Origin of the sequence: Lacrimispora sp. (assembly GCF_036758025.1) — a bacterium.
Taxonomy (GTDB): domain Bacteria; phylum Bacillota; class Clostridia; order Lachnospirales; family Lachnospiraceae; genus Lacrimispora.
The window spans coordinates 60561-86292 of sequence record NZ_DAIOXM010000015.1; the positions used below are offsets into that span (position 1 = coordinate 60561).

At 47.2% G+C, this 25732-nt stretch carries 20 protein-coding genes and 1 pseudogene; 6 read left to right on the forward strand and 15 right to left on the reverse strand.

Annotated elements, in window-relative coordinates; all coding sequences use genetic code 11:
- Positions 1 to 46: 46 nt before the first annotated feature.
- The 9 genes and pseudogenes from gltA to V7M78_RS13620 form a co-directional block, all read right to left on the reverse strand.
- The gene (gene gltA, locus V7M78_RS13580; protein ID WP_333650405.1) at positions 47 to 1435 is read right to left on the reverse strand and encodes an NADPH-dependent glutamate synthase; all 1389 of its coding nucleotides are present in this window, start codon (positions 1433 to 1435) and stop codon (positions 47 to 49) included.
- Entirely contained in the window at positions 1435 to 2325 is an 891-nt protein-coding gene (locus V7M78_RS13585) for a sulfide/dihydroorotate dehydrogenase-like FAD/NAD-binding protein (protein ID WP_333650407.1), read from the reverse strand. The genes gltA and V7M78_RS13585 overlap by 1 nt, the downstream gene beginning before the upstream one ends.
- A 169-nt stretch (positions 2326 to 2494) precedes the next feature.
- The gene (locus V7M78_RS13590; protein ID WP_333650409.1) at positions 2495 to 2989 is read right to left on the reverse strand and encodes a dihydrofolate reductase; all 495 of its coding nucleotides are present in this window, start codon (positions 2987 to 2989) and stop codon (positions 2495 to 2497) included.
- Positions 2989 to 3612 (reverse strand): hypothetical protein, encoded by a 624-nt coding sequence (locus tag V7M78_RS13595; protein ID WP_333650411.1) that lies wholly within the window; start codon positions 3610 to 3612, stop codon positions 2989 to 2991. Before V7M78_RS13595 ends, V7M78_RS13590 begins: the two co-directional genes overlap by 1 nt.
- A gap of 78 nt (positions 3613 to 3690) precedes the next feature.
- Positions 3691 to 7062 carry an ATP-binding protein gene (locus V7M78_RS13600; RefSeq protein WP_333650413.1) on the reverse strand — a complete coding sequence of 1124 codons (3372 nt, stop codon included), beginning with the start codon at positions 7060 to 7062 and terminating at the stop codon, positions 3691 to 3693.
- Positions 7046 to 7693, reverse strand: a pseudogene (locus tag V7M78_RS13605) (DUF4194 domain-containing protein); the annotation flags it as partial. The gene V7M78_RS13600 and the pseudogene V7M78_RS13605, both read right to left, overlap by 17 nt.
- Positions 7690 to 9051 (reverse strand): Wadjet anti-phage system protein JetA family protein, encoded by a 1362-nt coding sequence (locus tag V7M78_RS13610; protein ID WP_333650415.1) that lies wholly within the window; start codon positions 9049 to 9051, stop codon positions 7690 to 7692. The pseudogene V7M78_RS13605 and the gene V7M78_RS13610, both read right to left, overlap by 4 nt.
- Before the next feature lie 119 nt (positions 9052 to 9170).
- Entirely contained in the window at positions 9171 to 11141 is a 1971-nt protein-coding gene (ftsH, locus tag V7M78_RS13615) for an ATP-dependent zinc metalloprotease FtsH (protein ID WP_333650417.1), read from the reverse strand.
- Between the two features lie 253 nt (positions 11142 to 11394).
- Positions 11395 to 12162 carry an SDR family oxidoreductase gene (locus V7M78_RS13620; protein ID WP_333650419.1) on the reverse strand — a complete coding sequence of 256 codons (768 nt, stop codon included), beginning with the start codon at positions 12160 to 12162 and terminating at the stop codon, positions 11395 to 11397.
- 372 nt (positions 12163 to 12534) lie between these two features.
- Here V7M78_RS13620 and V7M78_RS13625 point away from each other — a divergent pair, with 372 nt between their 5' ends.
- From V7M78_RS13625 to V7M78_RS13650, 6 genes are all read left to right on the forward strand, one after another.
- Positions 12535 to 14145, forward strand: a complete 1611-nt coding sequence (locus V7M78_RS13625; RefSeq protein WP_333650421.1) for a CTP synthase — start codon at positions 12535 to 12537, stop codon at positions 14143 to 14145.
- A gap of 87 nt (positions 14146 to 14232) precedes the next feature.
- Positions 14233 to 15411 carry an ABC transporter substrate-binding protein gene (locus V7M78_RS13630; protein WP_333650423.1) on the forward strand — a complete coding sequence of 393 codons (1179 nt, stop codon included), beginning with the start codon at positions 14233 to 14235 and terminating at the stop codon, positions 15409 to 15411.
- 204 nt (positions 15412 to 15615) lie between these two features.
- Entirely contained in the window at positions 15616 to 16497 is an 882-nt protein-coding gene (locus V7M78_RS13635) for a branched-chain amino acid ABC transporter permease (protein WP_333650425.1), read from the forward strand.
- Between the two features lie 10 nt (positions 16498 to 16507).
- Positions 16508 to 17611: a branched-chain amino acid ABC transporter permease gene (locus V7M78_RS13640; protein ID WP_333650427.1), complete on the forward strand. Its 1104-nt coding sequence runs from the start codon at positions 16508 to 16510 to the stop codon at positions 17609 to 17611.
- Entirely contained in the window at positions 17611 to 18477 is an 867-nt protein-coding gene (locus V7M78_RS13645; protein ID WP_333650429.1) for an ABC transporter ATP-binding protein, read from the forward strand. The genes V7M78_RS13640 and V7M78_RS13645 overlap by 1 nt, the downstream gene beginning before the upstream one ends.
- Positions 18464 to 19177, forward strand: coding sequence for an ABC transporter ATP-binding protein (locus tag V7M78_RS13650; RefSeq protein ID WP_333650431.1), 714 nt, complete (start codon positions 18464 to 18466; stop codon positions 19175 to 19177). The genes V7M78_RS13645 and V7M78_RS13650 overlap by 14 nt, the downstream gene beginning before the upstream one ends.
- A gap of 91 nt (positions 19178 to 19268) precedes the next feature.
- Here V7M78_RS13650 and V7M78_RS13655 read toward each other — a convergent pair whose 3' ends face one another.
- From V7M78_RS13655 to infB, 6 genes are all read right to left on the reverse strand, one after another.
- The gene (locus V7M78_RS13655) at positions 19269 to 20312 is read right to left on the reverse strand and encodes a C40 family peptidase (protein WP_333650433.1); all 1044 of its coding nucleotides are present in this window, start codon (positions 20310 to 20312) and stop codon (positions 19269 to 19271) included.
- A gap of 32 nt (positions 20313 to 20344) precedes the next feature.
- Positions 20345 to 21298, reverse strand: a complete 954-nt coding sequence (locus tag V7M78_RS13660; protein WP_333650495.1) for a bifunctional riboflavin kinase/FAD synthetase — start codon at positions 21296 to 21298, stop codon at positions 20345 to 20347.
- The gene (gene truB, locus V7M78_RS13665) at positions 21298 to 22203 is read right to left on the reverse strand and encodes a tRNA pseudouridine(55) synthase TruB (RefSeq protein ID WP_333650435.1); all 906 of its coding nucleotides are present in this window, start codon (positions 22201 to 22203) and stop codon (positions 21298 to 21300) included. Before truB ends, V7M78_RS13660 begins: the two co-directional genes overlap by 1 nt.
- Positions 22204 to 22215: 12 nt before the next feature.
- Positions 22216 to 23166, reverse strand: coding sequence for a DHH family phosphoesterase (locus V7M78_RS13670; protein ID WP_333650437.1), 951 nt, complete (start codon positions 23164 to 23166; stop codon positions 22216 to 22218).
- 12 nt (positions 23167 to 23178) lie between these two features.
- Entirely contained in the window at positions 23179 to 23541 is a 363-nt protein-coding gene (rbfA, locus tag V7M78_RS13675; protein ID WP_333650439.1) for a 30S ribosome-binding factor RbfA, read from the reverse strand.
- Between the two features lie 142 nt (positions 23542 to 23683).
- Positions 23684 to 25732, reverse strand: a 2049-nt coding sequence (infB, locus tag V7M78_RS13680) for a translation initiation factor IF-2 (RefSeq protein ID WP_333650441.1), incomplete at its 5' end; no start/stop codon positions are given.

Sequence of the window (25732 nt, forward strand, 5' to 3'; positions counted from 1 at the left end):
GATGACCGGCAGCCCTGTCTTTATATCACTTTCTATTTAAGAAGGCTTAATTCTTGTTTGAAAGATATTCATCAATTCCTTTTGCACCTGCACGTCCGGCTTCCATAGCCAGAATAACAGTTGCAGCTCCAGACACAGCATCGCCTCCGGCAAATACGCCTTCACGGCTTGTCTGACCATTGGACTCATCTGCAATAATACATTTGCGCTTGTTGATATCCAGACCCTTGGTGGTGTTGGAGATCAGCGGGTTGGGGGAAGTTCCCAGGGACATAATAACAGTATCCACATCAAGGACAAACTCAGAACCCTCTATCTCAACAGGTCTTCTTCTTCCGGAAGCATCCGGCTCACCAAGTTCCATTCTAACGCATTTCATTCCATTTACCCAGCCCTTTTCATCGGTGAGGATCTCTACCGGGTTGGTCAGCAGATTGAAGATAATGCCTTCTTCCTTTGCGTGGTGAACTTCTTCCACTCTGGCAGGAAGTTCAGCCTCACTTCTTCTATATACCACGTAAACAGTTGCACCAAGACGGAGAGCGGTTCTGGCCGCATCCATGGCAACGTTTCCGCCTCCTACGACAGCAACTCTATTTCCTGCTGCAATCGGAGTATCATAGTCAGAACGGAATGCCTTCATCAGGTTGCTTCTGGTCAGATATTCGTTGGCAGAGAATACGCCGTTGGCATTTTCGCCTGGAATTCCCATAAACATAGGAAGTCCTGCTCCTGAACCGATGAATACGGCCTGGAAGCCTTCTTCTTCGAAAAGCTCATCAATGGTCACGGATTTTCCTATAATAACGTTGGTCTCAATCTTAACGCCAAGCTTTCTTACGTTGTCGATTTCTGTCTTAACTACTGTTTCCTTTGGAAGACGGAATTCCGGAATTCCATAGGTCAATACACCGCCTGGCTCGTGAAGGGCTTCAAATATAGTAACTTCATAGCCCATCTTAGCTAAGTCTCCGGCACACGTTAAACCTGCAGGTCCGGAACCGATCACTGCAACCTTCTTGCCGTTGGTGGTTTCAGGGGCAGCAGGCACAAAGCCGTTCTCCCTGGACCAGTCTGCTACAAAACGCTCCAGCTTTCCGATGGAAACAGGCTCGCCTTTGATTCCTCTGATACACACGCCTTCACACTGGCTCTCCTGAGGACATACACGTCCGCAGACAGCCGGAAGGGCGGAGGACTCAGCAATGATCTTTGCAGCCTCTTCGTGGTTTCCTTCTACTACTTTCTGAATAAATCCTGGTATGTTAATGGATACGGGGCAGCCAACCACGCATTTCGGATTTTTACACTGAATGCAGCGGGTAGCTTCTTCCATTGCTTCCTCTTCATTATATCCAAGACAAACTTCTTCAAAGTTTGTTGCTCTTACTTTTGGGTCCTGCTCCCTTACGGGAACTTTCTTTAAAACATCCATTACTCGTCACCTCCGCACTGTCCGCATCCACCATGATGTGTGTCGCCTTCAATCACCTTTAAGACTTTACGTCCTTCTTCTGATTTATACATCATCTGGCGCTTCATTGCTTCGTCAAAATTAACCATGTGGCCGTCAAACTCAGGTCCGTCTACACAGGCAAACTTCACTTCTCCGCCAACAGTAACACGACAGGCACCGCACATGCCGGTTCCGTCTACCATAACCGGATTTAAGCTGACAATAGTAGGAATGTCCAATTCCTTTGTTAAAAGGCAGACAAACTTCATCATGATCATAGGGCCGATGGCTACGCATACATCGTACTTTTTCCCCTGGTTCTGAACCAGATCCTTGATCACCTCTGTAACCATTCCTTTTCTTTCATAGGAACCGTCATCAGTGGTCACATATAAATTTCCGGCCTGTTTCCTCATAGCATCCTCCAGGATCAACAAATCCTTGGTTTTGGAGCCTACGATTACATCAACATCAATGCCGTGTTCTTTCATCCATTTTACCTGAGGATAAACAGGAGCTGTTCCCACGCCTCCGGCCACGAATAAAAATTTCTTTTTCTTTAATTCCTCTATGTCTTCATGAATGAATTCAGACGCATTGCCCAGAGGTCCAACCACATCTTCAAAGCTGTCACCTGTTGTCAATACTGCCATTTTCTCCGTACTGGAGCCCACTGTCTGGAAAACGATGGTGATGCTTCCCTTCTCGCGGTCATAGTCGCAGATGGTCAGGGGAATTCTTTCTCCTTTCTCATCCATTTTGACAATGACAAATTCGCCAGGCTGGCAGGACTTGGCAATCCGGGGTGCTTCCACATCCATCAGATAGATCTTGTCAGCTAACAGTTCTGCTTTTAAAATCTTATACATCTTTATCCTCCTAATATCTTCATGAATATTTCTGTTTACATTTCCTGACAGCCTTCCCCAGCAATCAGGCAAAATAGCACTCTTATCATCTTACCATTTTTCATGGTAACTGACAATATTTATTAAAAAATATTATTAAACTTTTATCAAACTGGAAACCATAAACCGGTTACAGTTCTTTCTTCCGGTACATGCGGAAGGTGTAGCACAGATCAAAATACGTCTGTTCCTCGCTCTCTGCCGCCATTTCCCAGGAAGGGTCCTGGTCCAGATCAGGGAAATGGGTGTCAGCGCTGTAAGTATAATCAATATAGGTCACATGAGCTGTATCGCAGTAAGGCAGGAACTCTTCGTATATGCTCTGTCCTCCTATAATGAAGCAATCTTCACTCCTGTACTTTTGAAGCTCTTTTAAAACCTCCTCAGCACTGTGGCAAATCAGGGCACCCTTTACTTTATAATCGGGATTTCTGGTCAGCACAATATTGGTTCTTCCATACAGAGGCTGTTTTCCGGGAAGGCTCTCCAGGGTCTTTCGTCCCATGACGATCACCTTTCCAAGGGTTTCCTCCCGAAACAGCTTTTTATCCTCAGGAATGGACACCAGAAGCTGGCCCTGATTGCCGATGGACCAGTTTTTATCCACAGCAACAATGATATTCATTACTCTTCCTCCCCAAGAATCAGCTCTTTTCCATAAGGAAGGGATTCTACCCATTGGCAGAAGGTATGCCATTCCACCAGCTTATGGCTTCGCCTTGCAAAATACATGTTGATCAGGTTTTCGTAATTCAAAGTGCATGTCCTCATCTGGTTATAGCTGGATGGAAGGAGCTGGATTAAATCATACCAGTCCTTTTTATCCTTTGTTTCCAAGTAACGGAGACGGATGGTTTCCAGTTGGGAAACAACGGTTTTCATAAATGACAGGGTCTCTTCCGTCATATGGTCGTGGCTGAAATCTTCCAGTTCAAAGGGCTTGCTGTGAATCTTATGCATGGTGCTGGTGGAGTTAGCTGTGGTGCCTGCCTTGTAGGTGTCGTACTCCTTCCACCAGTAAAGGGGAGCCGTAATGTCCACGGATACGAAAATCTGGCGGATGTATTTGCGATGGTCGCTTCCCGCCTTTCTAAGCCGTCTGGCAAGTCCCAAATCATTGGGGCCTAAGATGTAATCCCCTTCTTCGTCGTAGCTGCTGTCCATCTTATGCCAGCTGTTCATGGGATTTCTTGCGCCCCGGATGGCATTTTCTATGTTCATGACACTGGTTCTTTCACATTTTAACATGGTATTACCTCCCTGTTCCCGGTCCTTTTGACTCTGCTTTGTATATTATAGAGCAAAAACTTTGGTTCGTCCATTCCTTTATTCTTCCATTTCTATCTCATCCAGCTCTCTCATCAGTTCGGGAAAACTGTCCCGTTCAAACTCCTGAATGGATATGGATTTTTTGTTGGGATTGGCAAAGACAAAGGTCTTGTCCACGTTTTCCACGTAATTTTGAATCTTGTCATTGGTGGCGCTGATAATGGCCTGGAAACCCAGTCCACGGATCAGCTCGATACAGCTTGCCACCTTTTCCCCATCCATCTTGGAAAATGCCTCGTCAAGAACCACCAGCCGGAGGGTGGGGTTTCTCTGTATTTTAGGAGACAGACTGATGCGGTAAGCCTGGGCAAAGCTGGCTAATAAGGCTACATAAAGGGGATTCTGCCCCTCGCCTCCGGAGTTTTTCTTGATCATCTTGCTCAGGCGGATTTTAATAACCTCATCATCGTTTTGGATGATCTGCTGCATATCAAAGGATAAATAAGTCCGGTAATCCGCATACTTATCCATGTTCCTTTTGGCTTCCTCCATCTGTTCCGGCGTGGCATTGTCCGGAGGGATGAAAATGTTAATCAGTTCATTGATCATTTCCCCGTACTGGTTTTCATGCTCCATGGTAAATAAGTTCATCTGGTTATCCAGAGAATCGGTCAGGTGAGCAGGATTTACTTCCAGAGAATCATCCATGAACATGTCGTAATACCTTCCGTCAGGCCCCTTATTCTTTCCAATGACAAACTGGTATTTGTCCTTTCCAAAGTCAAGTCTGCTGATGATCTTATTCAGCTCATCCTTTCTCAAAAGGGCATCTCTTATGGCGCTGCGGATTTTAAACATGAAATCATCTTTAAAATGAAGGACAGCGGACTTGGCCTGCTCGGCAGCCATTTTTTTATATTCCTCCAGGCTGCCGCACTCCATGAGTTCAAGAAGCCGGTCGTATTCTCCGTTATCCTTTGCTGTTAAGGAGAAGTTCCTGTTCGGGTACCTTCTGGCATAGTCGCCTCTGGCAGTGACAAGAATCTGGTAAGCATGATCCCGGGCTTCTTCTGCTTTCCGGCATTCTCCGAAGAATTCATTTTTAAGCTGGTCATACCGGCAGTTTTCTCTGCTCTCCAGAAATTCATTTACCTTCTGCTCCAAATCCTCATAAAACTCAAATTCCCGTTCTTTTAAAACCAGCTCCTCCTGAAGCCGCAGGGAGTCTTTGTGAAAGCCTTCAATCCTGCCGTTAACGCCGTAAATCAGTTTATCCACAGCTCTCTGCTCTTCCCTTTTTCCTTCGCAGAGCGTTAATATGGCTTCTCTTTCCTTGACCCATGCCTCTACATCCTGGACCTTCAGCTTTTCCAGCTTCTGTTCCAGACGGCGGATTTCTTTTTCCTTTTCCTTAAGAGCAGCCATATCCTGCTGCCACTCTAAGTAAATCCCTGTCTCTTCATTTAATGATTCTAAAGATAAAATCCGCTGGCACTCCTTTAATATCTGCTCCTGAGGCTTTTTCTCCTCTTCCAGGGAAGCCAGATTCTTTTCCAGAAGCCGGATTCTTCTTCGGACACTGTCCTTTCCGATATAAGCAAATCTGGTATAATTGTCAGGGTTCATATGCTGCAGACGGAAGGTGTGGTACAGCATACAGTCAGAGGTCACACCAATGCGGCACCCGCGCAGTTCTTCCAGGCTGCCGCATTTAACCACCTTGCCTAAAAGCAGGTCAATATAAGGCTGTAAGTAAGACTCTCTCACTCCCACTTCCCCGGCAAGGCTGTTTTTCACCACTTCATAGGAATTCTGTCCCACTTTTTCCGTGTCCAGAACAGCCACGTTGAAATATTCCGTTTTATCCAGTTCCCCATATATGTCCATGGCGGTCTGTGCATAAGCAGGGGCTACGATCAGGGACAGCTTGTTGTTGCCAAGATAACCTTCCACTGCATTTCTCCAGGTTTCATCCTGGATATCCAAAAGATCTGCAAGAACATGAACCTCCACCGCTTTGCCTGTTTCCTCTAAAAGCCGCTGCTGAATGAAAGACCTGGCCCGTTCCAAGTATTTGGGATAAGCTTTGTTTCCAGCTTTTAACTGAGCCAGTTCCTCACCGGTCTGCCTCTCCTTTTTCCGGATATCCCGGAGAACGCCTTCCGCCTCTTTCCGGGTTTCTTCTGTTTCTTTCACCAGTTCAGCAATGGATTTTTTCAGGCGGTTCAGTTTGTCTTCGTCAATGGTGTTATTTTCAAACTCTTCAATATCCCAAATAGTCTGGTTGGAGGTTGTCTCCTCATCGATCCACGCCTTTAAGCCCTCTGCTGTTTGATTCCATCTGGCGGAACTTTTCCCCAGATGAATAGACAACTCTTTTGCAGAGTCCAATTGGTTTTTCAAATCTTCATAACCGGTGGAAGAAATCCGGGAAAGCAGTTCATTACCCTGCACGGTCAAATCTTCGATCTGGCCTTCCAGTCCTGTCTTTTGCTTCTCCAGACGGATTAAGTCCTCTCCGGCAAGGCCGGTTTTATCTGCCAATGCCTGAATCCTGGCCTGATAATCGAGAACCTCCATTTTTCGGAAAAAGTATGTATTGCTCCGTATTTCCTCTTCTTTTTCCTGGACAGATAAAAACTTCTCCCTGATTCCTTTTAAGTAACCGATTTCCACCCCGGTGTCTTCGATCTTTTTTCGCATCCGCCCGTACTGCATAACGCTTTCCTGCATGTCCTCAATGTGAATGTCCTGCTCCATGCAGATGTATTCCTTTACAAAGTCCTCCAGCTTGATGTTCATGCGGAAGGGAATAGCCCGTTTAAAGAGAAGTGGGAACTTCTCCGAATCCAGACCGCCTAAATATACATCGTACAACTGTCTGCGAAACCGCTCATTGTGGGACGTGGTAAAATAAGCGTCTTTCTCATACATGGTCTGCAGATATGCGGACACTTCTTCGATGGTCATGGACCTGGAACCGGTCCGGTAGCCGTTTTCCCATAAGGGACCTTTATGCCAGAAGAATTTTCTGGATATCTCATTGGTGGCTGTTTCCACATCAAAGACAATTCCGATGCACTGGCATTCCTGAGTAACCGTCCGTTTCAGCTCCAGCACAATAGTAGAAGAAAAATTCTGGTTTCTCAAATAAGCAAACTCGTTATTCTCACCGATGTTTACCATGCCCCGCAAATATTCAATAAGGCTCCGGTCCGAATCATCGGCTGCTGCCTTGTTAAAAAATCCCCGGCCGTCGGTATTGGCGTAAAGGAGGATCTGCATGGCGTCAATGACCGTGGACTTTCCGCTGCCGGAATGGCCTGTAAAGAAATTGATTTCCTGGTTAAAGGACAGGGTCTTCCGGTTGATATAATGCCAGTTATTTAAAAGTATCCGGGACAGGGCCTCAAAGTTCTGGTTCGTCATCGTTGTTGTCTCCTTCCCCAAATGATTCCAGCAAAGCCCGCACATCATCTCCCAATAAAACCACATTGATGCAGGGATAGATAATCATACGGCTTTCCGGGTCCAAATCCTCCAAAATGTCCAGAGGCTCCAGAACCTGATATTTTTTTAACAGAGCCAGAGCCCTTCGGATTTCGGTAGCGCTTGGCTGTTTGTGAAATAAGCGGTAGCTTCCCAGCTTCTCATGAATTTCGCTTAAGGTGGTGTAAACATTGACACTGGAGGATACTGCCGCCATTTGTTCGTCGTAAATCAGTTTTAAAACCAGCAGATAGAGGGTGGCAAGCTTTGGAAGCTTCTCTCCTACTGTGTCCTCTCCCTGAATATAAATCAGCCCTAACTGGCTGTTTTCCAATACCGACACGCCTGCAACGGACAAATAGGTTCTGATAAACTCCAGATGCTTGTTGCAGATTTTAAATTCCTGGTTATATGTAAAACGTTTGGAGCGTTTATCGTATTTGTACTCCAGCACAAAGGTCTGACGGAACAGCATCTTTAAGCATTCTCTTACTTCTCCCTTTTCTCCTTCTTCTAAAGCGTCAAAATATGGAATCCGGTCCGTTAAACCGGCACTTTCTTCATAGGTCATGATTCCTTCCTCCTTGTAAATACCAGTTTTGGATAGCGGTATCTGCCGTTGTCAATCTGCTCCGGCTCCTGATCTTCCACCTGATACAGGCTTTTCCTTCTGGTGGAGTAATCGTAAGCCAGAATCAGCTTTTCAAATTCCTCAGGAGAACGGACAGTGTCCTCCTTTACCTCCATGCAGCCATGCTCCAGACGGGCCTCAATGAAGTCTTCAATTTCCTTGCGGCTGTAGCGGCTCTTTAAGCGGTTTAAATTCAGCACCTCTTCCATGGTCAGCTCCGGGGCCTCTTCTTCTGCCATCAAGTTTTCCTTAAATCCTGCTCTCGGCTTCCTTCTCTTATAGAGGGAATTTTCAGAAAGAAGGGATATCTGGGATAAATTCATGCAGTTTCCCGTTTCTTTTATAGCTTCCTCCTGATTCTCTGTATCAGACAAATGATTTAACAGCCTGATAACCAGGCCCTTCATGTTGTCTTCCTGGTTCAGCAGGTAGTTAAGCCTTGTAACCGTAGCCCTGATGTACCGGGAATGTTCCTTGTCCATGTTGGCAATCCGGTGTTCAATATAGTCAAATCCCCGTTCAATCTGATCCAGCTTTTCCCCGATATCTCCAACCGTCACCTTCAGCCCGCTTCGGCGGCTCATCTGCTCCATCCACTCTCCGTCTTCTCTCATGGAGCTGATCCACCGTTTAATATCGTTTTTATACAGATAAAAATTGTCGGAGGTCTTTAAAATGTGATATTTCTTCTTTACGATTTCCTCCACATACCCCTCTAAATGGTCTTTTAACAGTTCTCCGTATGCCTTTTTAGACAAAAGACTTGCAAAGAACTTGTCCATGTTATGAAGCATATCCTGCAAGGTCTTATTGAGCCGTTTTGTATTGATACAAGCTGTATTTAACAGGCTTACGCTGGCCCTTGGATCGTGTTTTAAGGAAAACAAGATGGCATAGACGTTTTGAATATAAATCTGGGTCTCATCCTCTTCATCGCTTGTAAGCTTGAAAAATGCCTCAATCATGACAGCAGCGTAATCAGGGATTACGATGTAAACCGTCATGGAGGCATAGTCATCCACCTTTCTGAGCCAGCCTGCCCTTAAAAGCCAGTTTAAGACCCTGGCCGCGGTGGGAAGAAGGGCATCCGCCTCATCCTCTAACTCATCCTGCCAGATGACCAGTTGTTTCTGGACAAAGTATTCCTCCAGAACCTGAAGGCAGACCTCCCGGCTTAGAAAGTAATTGCTGTATTCATATTCTTCATTGATTTTTAACAACGCTTCTATGTAAGTAGACCGGTTAATGGAACGGAACAGCCCCCAGAAACGGTCTGGTATTTCATTCATCAGTATCATTTATTCAGCCTTATCTCCTGTTTTTTGTGCCTTCGGAAAACCGGATTGACTTCGGAAAGAAAGCCGCCGCATGAATCACCATGCAGCGGCGGTTATAAATCCTTTTCATTCTCTCCGGCTCAAACCTCCGGTGACGGTTCTTCCGGAGTCTGTTCTGCCTTTTCCTCTATAGTCCAGTCAGACAGGCCGTCATCCTTTGTTTTCCCGTCAGACTCAGAATCCTTCTCTTTTTCCTCAGGCTCCGGAATTCCCTTTGCCTCACGGAAAATTTTCATGAATTCCTTGCCTGTAATGGTTTCTCTCTCAATGAGGAATTCTGCGATCTTATCCATGACATCCCGGTTTTCGATGAGAAGGCTCTTGGCTTCTTCGTAAGCCTCCTTCAACATTCTCATCACTTCTTCATCCACCTGGGCAGCAGTAGCTTCTCCGCAGTTCATGACAGCCCTTCCGCTTAAGTACTGGTCTTCTCTGGCAGCCAGACCCATCAGGCCGAATTTCTCAGACATACCGTACTGGGTGATCATGGCGCGGGCTACCTTGGTGGCCTGCTCAATATCATTGGAAGCGCCGGTAGTCACGCTGTCAAATACAATTTCTTCTGCCGCACGTCCGGCTAAGTAGCCTACCAGCATGGCATGAAGCTCTTTTTTTGAATTTAAGAACTTTTCTTCTTCAGGCACATGCATAACATATCCCAAGGCTCCCATGGTTCTTGGCACAATGGTGATCTTCTGCACCGGTTCGGAATCCTTTTGAAGGGCGCTGACTAAGGCATGGCCCACCTCGTGATAAGAAACAATGCGGCGTTCTTCTTTATTAAGAACCCGGTCCTTTTTCTCCTTGCCTACTAAAACAACTTCCACAGCCTCAAACAAATCTTTTTGGGACATTGCCTGGCGGCCATGCTTGACAGCCAGAATAGCGGCTTCGTTAATCATATTAGCCAGATCAGAACCAACAGCTCCCGATGTGGCAAGGGCGATGGCGTCTAAATCAACGGTTTCATCCAAAAGTACATCCTTTGCATGTACCTTTAAAATATCCACACGTCCCTTTAAATCCGGCTTATCCACAATGATCCTCCGGTCAAAACGGCCGGGACGAAGAAGAGCCGGGTCCAGGATTTCCGGGCGGTTGGTAGCTGCCAGAACCAAAAGGCCTTTAGAGGAGTCGAATCCATCCATTTCAGAAAGAAGCTGGTTTAAGGTCTGCTCCCTTTCATCGTTTCCTCCGCCGAATCTGGAATCACGGCTTTTTCCGATGGCATCCACCTCATCAATAAAGATAATGCAGGGTGCGGACTCCTGAGCCTGCTTAAACAAATCCCGGACACGGGATGCGCCCACACCTACAAACATTTCCACAAAGTCAGAACCGGACAGGGAATAAAAGGGCACGTGAGCCTCTCCTGCAACGGCCTTGGCAAGAAGGGTCTTTCCTGTTCCGGGAGGTCCCACAAGCAAGGCTCCCTTGGGAAGCTTTGCGCCGATCTTCGTATATTTTCCCGGATTGTGTAGGAAATCCACGATTTCCGTCAAAGATTCCTTTGCTTCATCCTCTCCGGCCACGTCCTTAAATGCGATTCCGGTTTCCTTTTGTACATAGACCTTGGCGTTGCTCTTGCCCACGCCCATGAAGCCTCCGCCTCCGCCCATACGGCGCATGATGAAGTTTAAGAGAAATCCCATGGCTACGAATAAGAACACGTAGCTGATTGCCGTCTGAATCAGGAAATTGCTTTCCCGGCGAACCCGTGTCGTATTTACGTCTGCTTTCCTTAAGCGTTCTGCCAGATCTAAATCATTCTCCATCTTGACGGTATAATAGGTAACTCTGGGCTTATATTCCTCCCAGGTGTCCTTTGGCTTAATGGTAATCTTTGTATCGCCCACTTCTACTGACTCTATCTGCCCGTTGTCTGTCATATTCATAAAAGTGTCATAGCTCAATTCCTCATTCTGTCTTGTGACCACCATATCATGCAGGTAAGACAGCACCATGGCTACAACGAGAAATGCAGCAATCCAAACGGCAATTGCCTGAGCATTTTTCGGCATCTTATTATTTTTTTGATTCTTGTTATCCATCTGTGTGAATTCTCCAATCCGGATATGTTCTACCCATTCTGTATCTCTACCATTATAGAGTCAGTCTCCCCATAAATCAAGAAAAGAATTATTAAATCCTTATAAACACCGGACGGGATTTTCAGGGTAAAAAAGGGCTGTCACAAAATGAATTTTCATACAAAATATTGGTATCAGCCAAGCAGCCAGGAACCGTATCTTGTTGAATTTTTACATTTTGCGACAGCCCCCCCATTTATTTTACATTCATTTATTAAACAGTGGTCCAGCCTCCGTCAACCTGAAGCAGCTGGCCTGTGGTATAAGAAGAAGCATCGGAAGCAAAGTAAATCAAGGCTCCATCCAGCTCTCCGTCACGTCCCGGCCTTTTCATGGGGCATGTATGTTCAATGACATGGCTGATAGCACCGCTTTCCAAGAGGTTGTCTGTCATCTCGCTCGGGAAGTAAGCCGGGCCGATGGCGTTTACCGTAATGTTGTATTTTGCCCATTCATTGGCAAGAGCCTTTGTCATCATGAGAAGGGCTCCCTTTGTGGTCGCATAAGCGGATATGGGCAGACCCGGCATGGCAACGGTGGAATGGATGGATCCGATGTTGATGATCTTGCCGTACTCCTGATCCTTCATAACCCGTCCTGCTTCTCTTGCAAAATAAAACACGCCGTTGACATTGGTATCCATCATCGTTGTCCACAACTCATCAGATGTATTTTCTGCGGCATCAGCCCAGCCTAAGCCTGCATTATTTACAAGGATATCAATTCTTCCGAAGTGGTTCTTCACATCCTCAACGGTCTCTTTAATTTCTTCTGATTTCATAACATCGCATTTATGAACATAGCATTCCGCCCCAAGAGCTTCCACTTCTTTTTTAACGCCTTCCAGCTTTTCCACACGCCTTGCCACAATGGCCACCTTTGCGCCTTCTTTTGCCAGGGCCAATGCAAACTGCCTTCCCAGCCCTGAGGATGCACCTGTAACAATTGCAACTTTTCCGGTTAAATCAAATAATTTACTCATGTTCTGCTCTCCTTTGATGTTTGTTTATAGTGATTGTTATAATTATAACAATTCTTCCATTTTATGTAAACAGTATTTTTTTACTGATTTAAACTTTTGTTCTTGTATATTATGACAACATCCGTCCATACTATTTTAATTATTACCAGAAATTCCATGACCGGACTTCCAATTTATGGCTATATTTTAAACTCCCTTTTCATAAGCTGTTTTTTTCCCTTATCCTGCCTCTTTTCATCATAAAAATATTTTTCACTTTATAATCTTAAGTTTTTTCCTAACCCTCTGGATTTTTTGGCGAAAAGGATATATAATCTCTTTTTTAAAAAATATCCCTGCACCCACACCATTACAAAAGGAGGTCACACCACTATGGCAGTAAAATATGTATTTGTCACCGGAGGAGTTGTATCCGGACTTGGCAAAGGCATCACAGCAGCATCTCTCGGCCGTCTGTTAAAGGCCAGAGGCTACAAAGTCACCATGCAGAAATTCGACCCTTACATCAACATAGACCCGGGCACCATGAATCCGGTCCAGCACGGAGAGGTTTTCGTCACCGAGGACGGAGCGGAAACAGACCTTGACCTGGGACATTATGAACGCTTTATCGACGAAAATCTGACTCAGAATTCCAATGTCACCACCGGTAAGGTCTACTGGACCGTACTGACCAGGGAGCGGCGGGGAGATTTCGGGGGAGGCACCGTGCAGGTTATCCCTCATATTACTGACGAAATCAAAAGCCGTTTTCACCAAAGCACTGACTCCTCTGAAACAGAAATCGCCATCATCGAGGTGGGAGGAACAGTAGGCGACATCGAAAGCCAGCCCTTCTTAGAGGCGATCCGGCAATTCCAACACGAAGCGGGCCACGAGAATGTCATTCTCATCCATGTGACCCTGGTTCCATATCTAAAAGTTTCCGGCGAACTGAAAACAAAGCCTACCCAGGCCAGCGTAAAGGATTTACAAGGCATGGGAATCCAGCCAGACATCATTGTATGCCGTTCCGAGCAGCCCCTTGATGACGGTATCCGAAGCAAAATCGCACAATTCTGTAATGTTCCAAAAACCCATGTACTTCAAAATCTGGATGTGGAGGTGTTATATGAGCTTCCCTTAGCTATGGAAGAAGAGCATTTAGCCCAGGTGGCCTGCGAGAGCCTGCATCTTCCCTGCCCTGAGCCGGACCTTGCCGAATGGTCTGCCATGATCGAAAACTGGAAACATCCGGAAAAAGAGGTGACTGTTGCCCTTGTGGGGAAATATATCCAGCTTCACGACGCATATATTTCTGTAGTGGAAGCGTTAAAACACGGCGCCACCTACAACCGTGCCAGTGTCCGCATCAAATGGGTGGACTCTGAGCTTGTGACCGATGAGAATGCAGAAGATCTCTTCCGGGATGTGCATGGAATCCTGGTTCCGGGCGGCTTTGGAAGCCGGGGAATTGAGGGGAAAATCTCCGCAATCCGCTATGCCAGGGAAAACAAGGTTCCGTTTCTGGGCCTCTGTCTTGGAATGCAGATGGCTATTGTGGAATTTGCCCGCCATGCCGCCGGGCTTACGGGAGCACATACGGCAGAGCTTGATCCGGACACCCCCTATCCTGTCATCCATTTAATGCCTGACCAGAACGGCGTGGAAGACCTTGGAGGCACCCTGCGCCTTGGCTCCTACCCCTGTGTCCTTGACAAATCCTCAACCGCTTATGAGGTGTACGGGGAAGAACTGATCCATGAACGCCACAGGCACCGCTATGAGGTAAATAATGACTACAGGGAGGCTCTCACAAAGGCTGGAATGAAGCTTTCAGGCATTTCCCCTGACGGAAGAATCGTGGAAATGGCAGAGCTTCCATCCCATCCCTGGTTTGTAGCCACCCAGGCTCATCCGGAGTTTAAATCAAGGCCCAACCGGCCTCATCCATTGTTTCGTGATTTTATACGCGCTGCCAAAAATTTTTCTTGCACTTTTTGAATCTTCTGATATAATATAAGGCAACGTGTACCCTTATGAAAGACAATTGTTTTTACAGGGAATACACAAAAAGGAGGATATGAAAATATGAAGTTGAAAAAATTACTTGCACTCACTCTCGTTTCATGTATGAGCGTCAGCCTTTTAGCAGGCTGTAGCGGCGGTTCTTCTTCAGGCTCTGCAGGCGGTGCCAAGGTGGTTAAAATCGGCGTATTTGAGCCCACCACAGGAGAAAACGGCGGCGGCGGCTTCCAGGAGGTTTTAGGCGTCCGTTATGCAAAAGAAAAGTACCCTACTGTTAAAATCGGCGGAGAAGAGTACAAAGTAGAATTAGTGGAAGTGGATAACAAATCCGACAAAACAGAGGCTGTCAATGCAGCACAGAAGCTTGTAAGCGAAAAAGTTTCCGTTGTAATAGGAAGCTACGGCTCCGGCGTTTCCATTGCAGCAGGCCAGATTTTTGCAGATGCCAAGATTCCTGCAATCGGCGCTTCCTGTACCAATCCTCAGGTAACCCAGGGAAATGACTTCTATTTCCGGGTTTGCTACATTGACCCATTCCAGGGCACTGTTATGGCAAACTACGCAACCAATGAAGGTGCAAAAAAAGCAGCCGTTATCACCCAGCTTGGAGATGACTACTCCTCAGGCCTCGGTTCCTTCTTTAAATCCTCTTTTGAGAGTCTTGGAGGCACCATCGTAAGCGAGGAACAGTTCCAGACCAACCAGACAGACTTCAAGGCTATTCTGACCAATATCAAGGCTCAGGAACCGGACGTAATCTTCGCTCCTTCTTCCATCACCACTGCTCCTCTTATTATCAAGCAGGCACGTGAACTTGGAATTACAGCTACCATCGCTGCAGGCGATACATGGGAAAACTCCACCATCATTGAAAATGCAGGCGCTTCCGCAGAAGGCGTTGTACTCTCCACCTTCTTTGATGAAGCAGAACCGGCCAATGATGAAGCAGCTTCCTTTATTTCCGGCTTTAAGGCTTACTTAAAGGAAAACAAGCAGGAAGAAATTATTCCGGCAGTATCCGCTCTCGGTTATGACGCTTACCTTTGTGCATTAAAGGCAATCGAAACAGCAGGCTCTACAGACGGCGCTAAGATTCAGGAAGCTTTAAAGGGCGTATCCATTGACGGCGTAACCGGAACCATTGCTTTTGATGAAGTCGGAGATGCAAAGAAGGATATGGCATTTATCAAGACAATTGAAAACGGACAGTTTAAGTTCCTGACAACTACTTCCGTAGAATAAGGGCATCACAAATGAGTGGGGAAGAATTTCCTTCCCCACTCGTTCCATTTCAGCCAAGCCATACGCCCCTCTGGGGCTTTTTAGCCTACAGAAGCATTTATGTAATTTGTGCATAAAAGCCTGACAGTTAAGCACAGATTACATAAATGTTTCTTCACGGCTGAACTGCAATACACATTCCACAGATAGGAGGCATCTTGCCACATGAGTCTTACAACCTTTTTACAGCAGTGTCTGACCGGCATTTCCTTAGGCGGCGCCTACGCCCTGATTGCCATTGGTTATACTCTGGTCTACGGCATCCTGCGGCTCATCAACTTCGCCCACGGCGATATTTTTATGATGGCCGGTTATTTCATGATTTTTGCAATGGCAGTTTTCCCATGGTTTATTGCTGTTCCCATTGCGCTGCTGGTCACAGTTTTACTGGGCGTGTCCATTGAACGGGCCGCTTACCGCCCTCTGCGCTCTGCTCCCAGAATGTCTGTCATGATTTCTGCAATCGGCGTTTCTTACCTGTTACAGAACCTGGCTACATATCTCTTTACTGCTCTGCCAAAGGGATATCCGGAAATTCCGTTTTTAAAGAAGATCTATCAGCTTGGCGGCCTTTCCGCTTCTTTCGTTACCTTCTTAACTCCGGTTCTGACCCTCATCATCGTTTACGGGCTCATGATCCTGATTAACAAGACAAAAATCGGTATGGCAATGCGTGCCGTTTCCAAGGACTACGATACTGCTTCCCTCATGGGAATCAAGATCAACCGTGTCATCACTTTTACCTTTGCCATAGGCTCCCTTTTGGCTGCCATCGGCTCTGTACTCTACTTTACAGACCGTATGACCGTATTCCCCTTCTCCGGCTCCCTGCCAGGTTTAAAATGCTTTGTGGCGGCTGTATTCGGCGGGATCGGCAGCATTCCCGGCGCTGTGCTGGGCGGATTTATCCTTGGACTTGGAGAAACCGCTCTGGTTGCCATGGGATATTCCACCTTCAGCGATGCGTTTACTTTTATTCTGCTAATCGTCATTCTTCTGATCAAGCCTACGGGACTGTTCGGTGAGAAGACAACTGATAAAGTGTGAGGTATTCCCTATGAAGAAAAAAGCATTTCCCAAAAACAGACTATACACTCTGATCGCCCTGCTTGTTATCATCGGCATCCTGGGATTTTTACAGGTAAACAGTGCGGCTTACAGCTATCAGATTTCCATTTTGCAGCGAAGCGCCATATACGCGGTAGTTGCCGTTTCCATGAACTTGCTGACCGGATTTACAGGACTCTTTTCCCTGGGTCAGGCGGGCTTTATGGCAATCGGAGCCTATACCGTATCCATTCTTACCATTCCCGTTGAAAGCCGGGCCAGCGTTTACTATGTGGATGGAATTTTTCCTGTCATTGCAAACCTGCACTGTCCTTTCTGGCTGGCTCTTATTATTGCAGGAGTGCTTTCTGCAGGAGTCGCCGCCTTAATCGGAATTCCGGTGCTTCGTTTGAAAAGCGATTATCTGGCCATTGCCACTCTGGGCTTTTCTGAGATCATCAGGGCTGTCATTGCGGCTCCTCAGTTAAACAGAATTACCAACGGCTCCTACGGCGTCAAGAACATCCCGGGCTTTCCTAATTTATATGCGGCATTTGGCCTCTGCGCCCTCTGTATCCTCCTGATGGTGCTGATCGTCAATTCCTCTTACGGAAGAGCATTTAAAGCCCTTCGTGAAGATGAAATTGCAGCTCAGGCCATGGGGCTGAACTTATTCCGTTATAAAGAACTGGCATTTGTCATCTCCTCTTTCTTCACAGGCGTGGGCGGTGGACTTTTGGCTATGTTCATGCGTTCCATCGACTCCAAAACCTTTTCCATCAACCTGACCTACGATATTCTGTTGATCGTAGTCCTTGGAGGAATCGGAAGCATTACAGGAAGCATTGTCGGCTCTTTCCTGGTTACTGCCGGAAGAGAATGGCTCCGCTTCTTTGACAATCCCCTTATTATCGGCGGATTTGAAGTTCCCTTATTCCGTTCTGGATTCCGTATGGTCATCTTCTCCGTGCTTTTGATGGCAGTGGTGCTCTTCTACCGCAGGGGAATCATGGGCAGCAACGAATTTTCCTGGGCAGGTCTTGGACGCTTACTGCGCCGGATCACAACAGGGCGGAAGAAAAAAGACAAAACACAGAAGGGAGAAAATGCATAATGTCATCAGCAGATAAAACAGCTGTAAACGTGCTCCACATGCAGGATGTAACCATGCAGTTCGGCGGAGTTGTGGCGGTAAACGGCTTGACCCTTGATGTGAACCAGGGAGAGATCGTGGCCCTCATCGGCCCCAACGGAGCCGGAAAGACAACTGCCTTCAACTGTGTTACCGGTATTTATGAACCCACCTTCGGACAGGTGGATTTTATGGGAGAAACCATTCTCTCCAATACTCCCCAAGGGAAAATGCAGAAAGCCTACTTAGGGGAAGTAACTCCAAGCCCCATTACAGTAGTAAGAAATACGCCGGATGTGATCACACAAAAGGGCATTGCCCGTACCTTCCAGAATATCCGCCTTTTCGGACAGCTAACCGTATTTGACAACGTGCTTATTGCAAAGCATATGAGAGCAAAACAGAACGTGTTCTCTGCGGCTCTCCGCTTAAACTATAAAGAGGAAAAACGGATGCGCCAGGAAGCTGCCGACCTGCTGGAAGAACAGGGCCTGCTTCATTTAAAGGATGAGATCGCCTCTTCTCTTCCATACGGACTCCAAAGGCGTCTGGAGATCGCCAGAGCCCTGGCAACAGAGCCGAAGCTTCTGCTCCTTGACGAACCGGCAGCAGGCATGAATCCTCAGGAAACCCAGGAATTGACGGATTTCATCATGCAGATCCGCGACTCCTACAAGCTTACCGTATTCATGATCGAGCACCATATGGATCTGGTCATGCAGATTTCAGACCGTATTTACGTTCTTGATTTCGGCAAGCTGATCGCACAGGGCACACCGGCGGAAATTCAGAACAATGAACGTGTAATTGAAGCATATCTGGGGGTGAGCGACGATGCTGAAGATTGATAATTTAAGAGTAAATTACGGCGGTATTGAGGCTGTAAAGGGCATTTCCTTTGAAGTGCCGGATAAGAGCATCGTTACCTTAATCGGAGCCAACGGAGCCGGAAAGAGCACCACCCTCCGCTCCATCGTAGGCCTGACAAAGCCGGCTGCAGGAAGCAGCATTACCTTAGACGGGCAGGAACTGATCGGAATGGATACCACGGACATCGTGTCAAAGGGCATTGCCCTGGTTCCCGAAGGACGGCGGGTATTCCCGGATATGACTGTTATTGAAAACATTAAAATAGGTGCTTATTTGAGAAATGACGACCTCCAGGAAGACATTGACTGGGTTTACGATTTGTTCCCCCGCTTAAAAGAGAGAAGCTGGCAGCTTTCCGGAACCCTTTCCGGCGGCGAACAGCAGATGCTGGCCGTTGCCAGAGCTTTAATGAGCCAGCCAAAGATCCTGATGATGGATGAACCTTCCCTGGGCCTGGCTCCCCTGATCGTAAAAAATATTTTCTCCATCATTAAAGAGATCAACAAAAGGGGCGTAACCGTGCTTCTCATCGAACAGAATGCAAATATGGCTCTTCACACCGCTGACGTCGGCTATGTGCTGGAAACCGGAAGGATTACCTTAACAGGGTCCGGAAAGGAACTGCTGGCAGATGAATCGGTAAAAGCGGCTTATCTGGGAAAGGCCTCAAAAGCATAAAACCTTAGCTTTTCTATACAAAAAATACAGGCAGACATCCTTTTGTATCGGAAGTCTGCCTGTATTTTTTATTCATATCTTCGCTTTCCTGTCAGGGAATGACCCTGCGCACGGTGACCGGCTTTCTGTAATTCCAGGAGGATATTTTAATCCCGCTGCGCCTGTTGGCCGCATGGACAATTTTTCCTTTCCCAATATACATGGCTACATGGTCAATTTCCCTGCCGCTGGCATAAAACAGCAGATCTCCCGGTTCCATGCGTGAGGCCGACACCGAATCCCCCTCCCTGGCCTGCTGCCTGGAGGTGCGGTCCAGGCGGATTCCCGCCCCATTCTTCATAACATACTGGATGAAGCCGGAGCAATCCGCTCCTGTATTGGGGTCTGTGCCTCCCCACTGGTAAGGCTTTCCTACAAATCCCACCGCATAGTTTACCACCCTGCTTCGAAGGTCACTGCTTTTCTCCGCTTCCGGTATGGTATATGCAACGGTGGCATTTTCCGGCAAATAGACATAGGCTCTCTGGCCCTTGTAATTGATCTGGGCCCAGCCGTTTGCCTCGGAGATAAAGGGATAGGTTTCCCCCTGGGAGATCCCTCCCAGTATCTGGGTGCTGGTGCTGGGCCCGCTGCGGACCCTGAGGGCAGGTGTATCCACCCGGACCAGCAGCTCCATGTCATAATAAGCGATGGCCTTGGCTTCTTTTCCGGTAGCAAGGTATTTTCCATATACATACCCGGTTACCTGACCTGATTTTATCTGATACCAGCCGTTTTCTTCCGACAGCACATCGCCGCCGGCATGACTTTTTAATTTTCCTACGATTTCTGCATCGTTCTTTGGTTCTTTTCTGATATTTAAGGACTCATCCACAACGGCAACTCCAAGGTTCTGAAACATGGATCGGAATGTCCCGTACTTCATTTTTTCCTGCGTAAGACCGGCCGAGGCCTCAGTCGACTTCTCCTTCATGGATTTCTGATACTGGTCCATGGCGACCTCAATTCCCGCTACAGGCGAACCGGTCTTAAAAGAAGTCTCTGATCCGGCGGCGTGTACCTCAGCTGTGCCTATCCATGCGGCGCTGCCCCATGCAATGGCAAAACCCAGTACCTTCCATGCCTTATCAGTCATATGCACTTTCCTTTTTCTTAAAAAATCTTAGTTTAAGCGCCGTTGATCTGAGAATCCGACAGAGTCTTTAAGTACTGCATCCCGTATTCCTTGTCCTTCCCAATCTGCGCCTTCAATTCCTCCAGCCCTTCAAATCTCCGCTCCGGGCGGATGAAATGCAAAAGCTGTACTTCTATAGTCTTTCCATAAATATCCTGGTTTAAACCATAGATAAAGGTTTCAGCGCCGACAGGAGAATTTCCTTCCACCGTAGGCTTTCTTCCGATATTGGTGACCCCGCCGTAATAAGTGCCATTTACATATACCTTGGACACGTATACACCAAAGATAGGGAGGTGTTTTTCAGGGGGAGGAAGGATGTTGGCAGTGGGAAAGCCAAGAACACTTCCTCCTATGTGGTTTCCATGGACAACAATCCCGTGTATGGCATAGGGTTGTCCTAAAAGCTCGTTGGCCTTTTCTATATTTCCTTTGTCAAGCTGTTCCCGGATATAGGTGCTGCTGATGTCCCTTTGGTCGTCTTTTTCCTTGGGAATGACGATCAGCTCATAGCCATACCGGTCCTTCCAGCGCAAAAGGCTGTCCGCATTTCCTGCTCCCCGGTATCCAAAAGAACAATCAGTTCCCACCACAATGACCCTGGCATTCATCTGTTCCACAAGGACGAACCTGACAAACTCCTCCGGGGCCATCCGGGCTGTTTCCCCTGTAAAGGGGTACTCCACCAGATAATCAATGCCCACCTTCTCTAAGTTGTTCTTTCTCTCCAGGTTTGTGGTGATAACCTTCTGAGGGCCTCCCGACACCAGGGTATTTGGTGACATGTCAAAGGTAAAAACCGCAGTTTTATAGCCTTTTTCTGCTTTTACTTCTGCCATCCGCCTTAACAGCTTCTGGTGGCCCCTGTGGCGTCCGTCAAACTTTCCAATGGTTACCACCGAAGGCTCATCGATCTGAAAATCTCTGGTTCCGGTTATATACTTCATCATTCTCTCCCTCCCAGAAATACTTTCTGAGGTTTAAAAACCTTTGTCTCCTTATCAGGCCGGTAAACCCCTATAAACTGCTGCCCGCTGTCATAGACCCGAACCAGCTCTTCATCCAGGCTCACCTTGTCCTGAAGCTGGTCAAAGTAAAAGGGATTGCCGTTGTGGACCAGCTTATCAAAATCCGGCTTCATATAGACCGCGGAATAGCCGGAAAAGACCTCGTCCACCGGGAGGATATGGTTTCCCAGGGTTCCTTCGTCACGAAGCTGCTCAATCTGCTTTAAGGTCAGGCTGTCCTCCAGGCCAAAACCTGAAACCCTGGTCCTTAAAAGGGACTCCATACACCCGCCGCAGCCCAGCTTTCTGCCGATGTCGTAGCAAAGGGTTCTAATGTAGGTTCCCTTGGAACAGGACACAGTCATGGTGACTCTGGGAAGGTCTATCTTGTCCACTCTGATTTCCAGAATCTCCACCGGCCTGGCCTTCCGTTCCACTTCTTTTCCTGCCCTGGCAAGCTCATAAAGTTTTTTTCCATCCACCTTTAAGGCAGAATACATGGGCGGAATCTGATCGTAATGGCCCAAAAAACTTAAAACAGCCTCTCTTACCTGATCCTCACTTACATGTACCTCACTTTGGGACAGCACTGCCCCTGTGGTGTCCTGGGTATCTGTTTCCATGCCTAAAAGCAGAACTGCCTCATAGGTTTTCGTCCTGTCTGTCAGCATGTCACACAGCTTTGTGGCCTTACCCAGGCACACGGGAAGAACGCCTTCTGCCATAGGGTCCAGAGTTCCTGTATGGCCTATCTTTTTCTGCTTTAAAATACCTCTCATTTTCGCCACAACGTCATGAGAGGTAAATCCTTTTTCTTTATATATATTGACGATGCCATCCGCCATAATTCCTGTCTCCTATTTGAGCTGTTTTACAATCTGATCCGACAGATTGTTGACTACATCGTGAACGCTTCCCGTCATGGTGCAGCCGGCCGCCTTTTTATGACCGCCGCCGCCAAAATAAACGGCAATCCTGCTCACGTCAAGATCTGTGGTGGAGCGAAGGCTCACCTTGTACTCCCGCCAGGAGGTTTCATACATGAATATGGCGCATTCCACCCCTTCAGTCACCCTCAGCTGGTCAATGATTCCATCCATATCCTCACTGGCAACGCCGTAAAAATCCATATCCTTCTTATTTATGGCGCTGAAAATGCAGCGTCCGTCGTGGAAAGTAATGCTTTCTAACAGGGCTCTTCCTAAAATCTGGTTCTGGATGTAAGACTTTCTGAAAAAGCTGTCGTCAATGATTTTAGGGAAATCAATTCCCTTTCCCATCATCTTTCCGGCAATCTCCATGGTCTTTGGAGAGGTGGTGTCATACTTAAATACCCCTGTATCGTGAATGATACCGGTAAAAATGCACTCTGCCACCGCCTTGCTGATTCTATTTTCATCAAAGAGACCGTAAAGCACTTCACAGGTGGAGCTGGCTCTGTCCTGGACGATATTTTCTTTCGCATACCTGGAATTGGTGATGTGATGGTCCACACAAAGGCTTTTTTTCGCTGTTTTAAGGAACTTTACACCCTCTCCCAGCCGCTGCACGTCACCGCTGTCAAGGCAGATACAAAGATCATATTCCCTGTCACCGGAAAAATCAGTTACAATACGGTCAAAATTCATGAGGTAATCAAACTTCACCGGAGGCTCCTCCAAATAAACTACAGCCTCCACCTCCGGGTGGTTTTCAGTCAGATAATTATAGGCGGCCAGACAGGAGCCTACACAGTCCCCATCCGGGCGGATGTGGCCGGTAATGGCCACAGTTTTTACATCTTCCAGTATTGTATCAAGGATACTCATAGGGGTACCTCCTCAATCTTTGATATCTTTAGTGACCTCGTCAATCAGTCTGGACATGTTCACTCCATATTCAATGGACTGGTCCAGAATGAATTTAATTTCAGGCGTGTTGCGCAGATTGACTCTTCTGGCCAGTTCACGGCGGATATAGCCTTCTGCACTTTTCAAGCCCTCAATAGCCGATTTTCCCGCTTCCTCATCTCCCAGAATACTGATGTATGCCTTGCAGTATTTAAGGTCAGGAGTTACCTGAGCAGAAACCACGGTGGTCATGGACGGGATTCTTGGATCTTTGATTTCCAGACGGATGATTTCACTCAGTTCCTTCTGGATTTCCATGTTAATTCTTGTATTCTTTATGCTGTTTTTGCGCATGATGTTCCTTTCCTCTTTACTGCCCAGTTTTTCAGGGCATTAAGGTATGCCCGCAGGGCGCTTCCTCTTTATTGTCCGGTTTTTCAGGACATTAAGGTATGCCCGCAGGGCGCTTCGTTTTTACTGCCCTGGCGGCAGGTTCCTAGCGGGGAACCTCCACCATAGCATATGCTTCGATCATGTCATCTTCCTGAAGATCGTTAAACTTTTCAAACACAAGACCGCATTCGTAACCAGTTGCAACCTCTTTTACATCATCCTTAAATCTCTTTAAGGAAACAAGGGGACCGTCGTAAATCTTTTCCCCATTGCGGGTGATGCGGACGCTGCATCCTCTCTGGAATTTTCCATCCATGATATAGGAACCTGCGATGGTACCTATGCCGGAAGCCTTAAAGGTCTGGCGCACAATAGCGTGGCCGATGATCTTTTCTTCAAAGATAGGATCAAGCATACCCTTCATAGCTGCTTCTACGTCTTCGATTGCCTGGTAAATTACTTTATAAAGTCTCATATCCACCTTTTCGCGGTCTGCGATGGATTTGGCTGTTACATCCGGCCTTACGTTAAAGCCGATGATAATGGCATTGGAAGCAGAAGCCAGAGAAACGTCGGATTCGTTGATGGCACCTACTCCTCCGTGGATTACCTTTACCATAACCTCTTCATTGGAAAGCCTTACAAGACTCTGTTTTACTGCTTCTACAGATCCCTGTACGTCTGCCTTGACAATCAGAGGAAGTTCTTTTACATTTCCTGCCTTAATCTGGCTGAACAAGTCATCCAGAGACAGCTTTGCCTTTGTATCTTCCAGAAGCTTATTCTTGCCCTCGGAAATAAATGTTTCCGCAAAGCTTCTCGCTTCTTTTTCACTTTCCGTTTCAACCAGAACCTCTCCTGCGTTGGGAACGTCATTTAAGCCTAAAATCTCAACCGGTGTGGAAGGACCTGCCTCTTTTACTCTGCGGCCCTTGTCATCCATCATAGCGCGGACTTTTCCGTAACAGGAGCCTGCTGCAACGGTATCACCTACCTGGAGGGTTCCCTTCTGTACCAGAACGGTTGCAACCGGACCCTTGCCCTTATCAAGCTCTGCTTCGATAATCAGTCCTCTTGCCCGGCGGTCCGGGTTAGCCTTTAATTCCTTCACCTCTGCAGTGAGAAGAATCATTTCCAGAAGTTCCTTGATACCTTCCTTAGTATGTGCAGAAACCGGTACAAATACAGTGCTTCCGCCCCAATCCTCAGGAATCAGCTCATGCTCAGACATTTCCTGCTTTACGCGGTCAATGTTGGCACTTGGTTTATCCACCTTGTTGATGGCAACGATGATTTCAACACCGGCTGCCCTTGCATGGTTAATGGCTTCCACGGTCTGAGGCATAACGCCGTCATCAGCAGCTACCACAAGAATTGCGATATCTGTAGACTGGGCACCTCTCATACGCATGGCAGTAAATGCCTCATGTCCCGGAGTATCCAGGAATGTGATCTTCTGTTCGTTGATCTCAACCGTATAAGCACCGATGTGCTGGGTGATTCCGCCTGCCTCTCTGGAGGTCACATTGCTCTGACGGATAGCGTCAAGAAGAGAAGTTTTACCGTGGTCAACGTGACCCATAACGCAGACTACCGGTGGTCTGGTAATCATATCTGTTTCATTCTCTTCATCCTCTTTTAACAGTTCTTCGATCACATCTACTTTGATTTCTTTTTCACAGAGCACATTGTATTCCATGGCAATCTCTTCTGCCTGGTCATAGTCGATTTCCGTGTTGAGGGTGACGATCTTTCCCTGTAAAAACAGCTTCTTTACGATAGCTGATGGCTGAAGCTTCATCTTTTCAGCCAGTTCCTTTATGGTCAAAATATCGGGAACGATGATGGTCTTGATTTCCTCCACCTTAGGCTCTGCGTGAACCGGAGGCTGAATAGCAGTCTTTAAGCCCTTTCCGCCCTTTGCCGCAGTTCTTCCCTTTGTTCCGTCTTCTTTATCTCTCTTGTCAAATCTGTCGTTCTTATACGCATTCTTTGTAGCTCTGTTGCTGCTGGGCTTTGTCTGGATAGGAGTACCTGTCGGCTTTGCCGCTCCGTCTCTGGAGGTACGGCCGCCCGGACCCTGAGGTCTTCCGTCACGATTTCCCTGATAGCCGCCCTGGCCCTGAGGTCTTCCGTCACGATTTCCCTGATA

What these genes read in the sequence shown, in the direction of transcription:
- gltA (WP_333650405.1), bottom strand. Translation starts at nt 1,435, where the DNA reads ATGGATGTTTTAAAGAAAGTTCCCGTAAGGGAGCAGGACCCAAAAGTA.
- V7M78_RS13585 (WP_333650407.1), bottom strand. Translation starts at nt 2,325, where the DNA reads ATGTATAAGATTTTAAAAGCAGAACTGTTAGCTGACAAGATCTATCTG.
- V7M78_RS13590 (WP_333650409.1), bottom strand. Translation starts at nt 2,989, where the DNA reads ATGAATATCATTGTTGCTGTGGATAAAAACTGGTCCATCGGCAATCAG.
- V7M78_RS13595 (WP_333650411.1), bottom strand. Translation starts at nt 3,612, where the DNA reads ATGTTAAAATGTGAAAGAACCAGTGTCATGAACATAGAAAATGCCATC.
- V7M78_RS13600 (WP_333650413.1), bottom strand. Translation starts at nt 7,062, where the DNA reads ATGACGAACCAGAACTTTGAGGCCCTGTCCCGGATACTTTTAAATAAC.
- V7M78_RS13610 (WP_333650415.1), bottom strand. Translation starts at nt 9,051, where the DNA reads ATGATACTGATGAATGAAATACCAGACCGTTTCTGGGGGCTGTTCCGT.
- ftsH (WP_333650417.1), bottom strand. Translation starts at nt 11,141, where the DNA reads ATGGATAACAAGAATCAAAAAAATAATAAGATGCCGAAAAATGCTCAG.
- V7M78_RS13620 (WP_333650419.1), bottom strand. Translation starts at nt 12,162, where the DNA reads ATGAGTAAATTATTTGATTTAACCGGAAAAGTTGCAATTGTTACAGGT.
- V7M78_RS13625 (WP_333650421.1), top strand. Translation starts at nt 12,535, where the DNA reads ATGGCAGTAAAATATGTATTTGTCACCGGAGGAGTTGTATCCGGACTT.
- V7M78_RS13630 (WP_333650423.1), top strand. Translation starts at nt 14,233, where the DNA reads ATGAAGTTGAAAAAATTACTTGCACTCACTCTCGTTTCATGTATGAGC.
- V7M78_RS13635 (WP_333650425.1), top strand. Translation starts at nt 15,616, where the DNA reads ATGAGTCTTACAACCTTTTTACAGCAGTGTCTGACCGGCATTTCCTTA.
- V7M78_RS13640 (WP_333650427.1), top strand. Translation starts at nt 16,508, where the DNA reads ATGAAGAAAAAAGCATTTCCCAAAAACAGACTATACACTCTGATCGCC.
- V7M78_RS13645 (WP_333650429.1), top strand. Translation starts at nt 17,611, where the DNA reads ATGTCATCAGCAGATAAAACAGCTGTAAACGTGCTCCACATGCAGGAT.
- V7M78_RS13650 (WP_333650431.1), top strand. Translation starts at nt 18,464, where the DNA reads ATGCTGAAGATTGATAATTTAAGAGTAAATTACGGCGGTATTGAGGCT.
- V7M78_RS13655 (WP_333650433.1), bottom strand. Translation starts at nt 20,312, where the DNA reads ATGACTGATAAGGCATGGAAGGTACTGGGTTTTGCCATTGCATGGGGC.
- V7M78_RS13660 (WP_333650495.1), bottom strand. Translation starts at nt 21,298, where the DNA reads ATGAAGTATATAACCGGAACCAGAGATTTTCAGATCGATGAGCCTTCG.
- truB (WP_333650435.1), bottom strand. Translation starts at nt 22,203, where the DNA reads ATGGCGGATGGCATCGTCAATATATATAAAGAAAAAGGATTTACCTCT.
- V7M78_RS13670 (WP_333650437.1), bottom strand. Translation starts at nt 23,166, where the DNA reads ATGAGTATCCTTGATACAATACTGGAAGATGTAAAAACTGTGGCCATT.
- rbfA (WP_333650439.1), bottom strand. Translation starts at nt 23,541, where the DNA reads ATGCGCAAAAACAGCATAAAGAATACAAGAATTAACATGGAAATCCAG.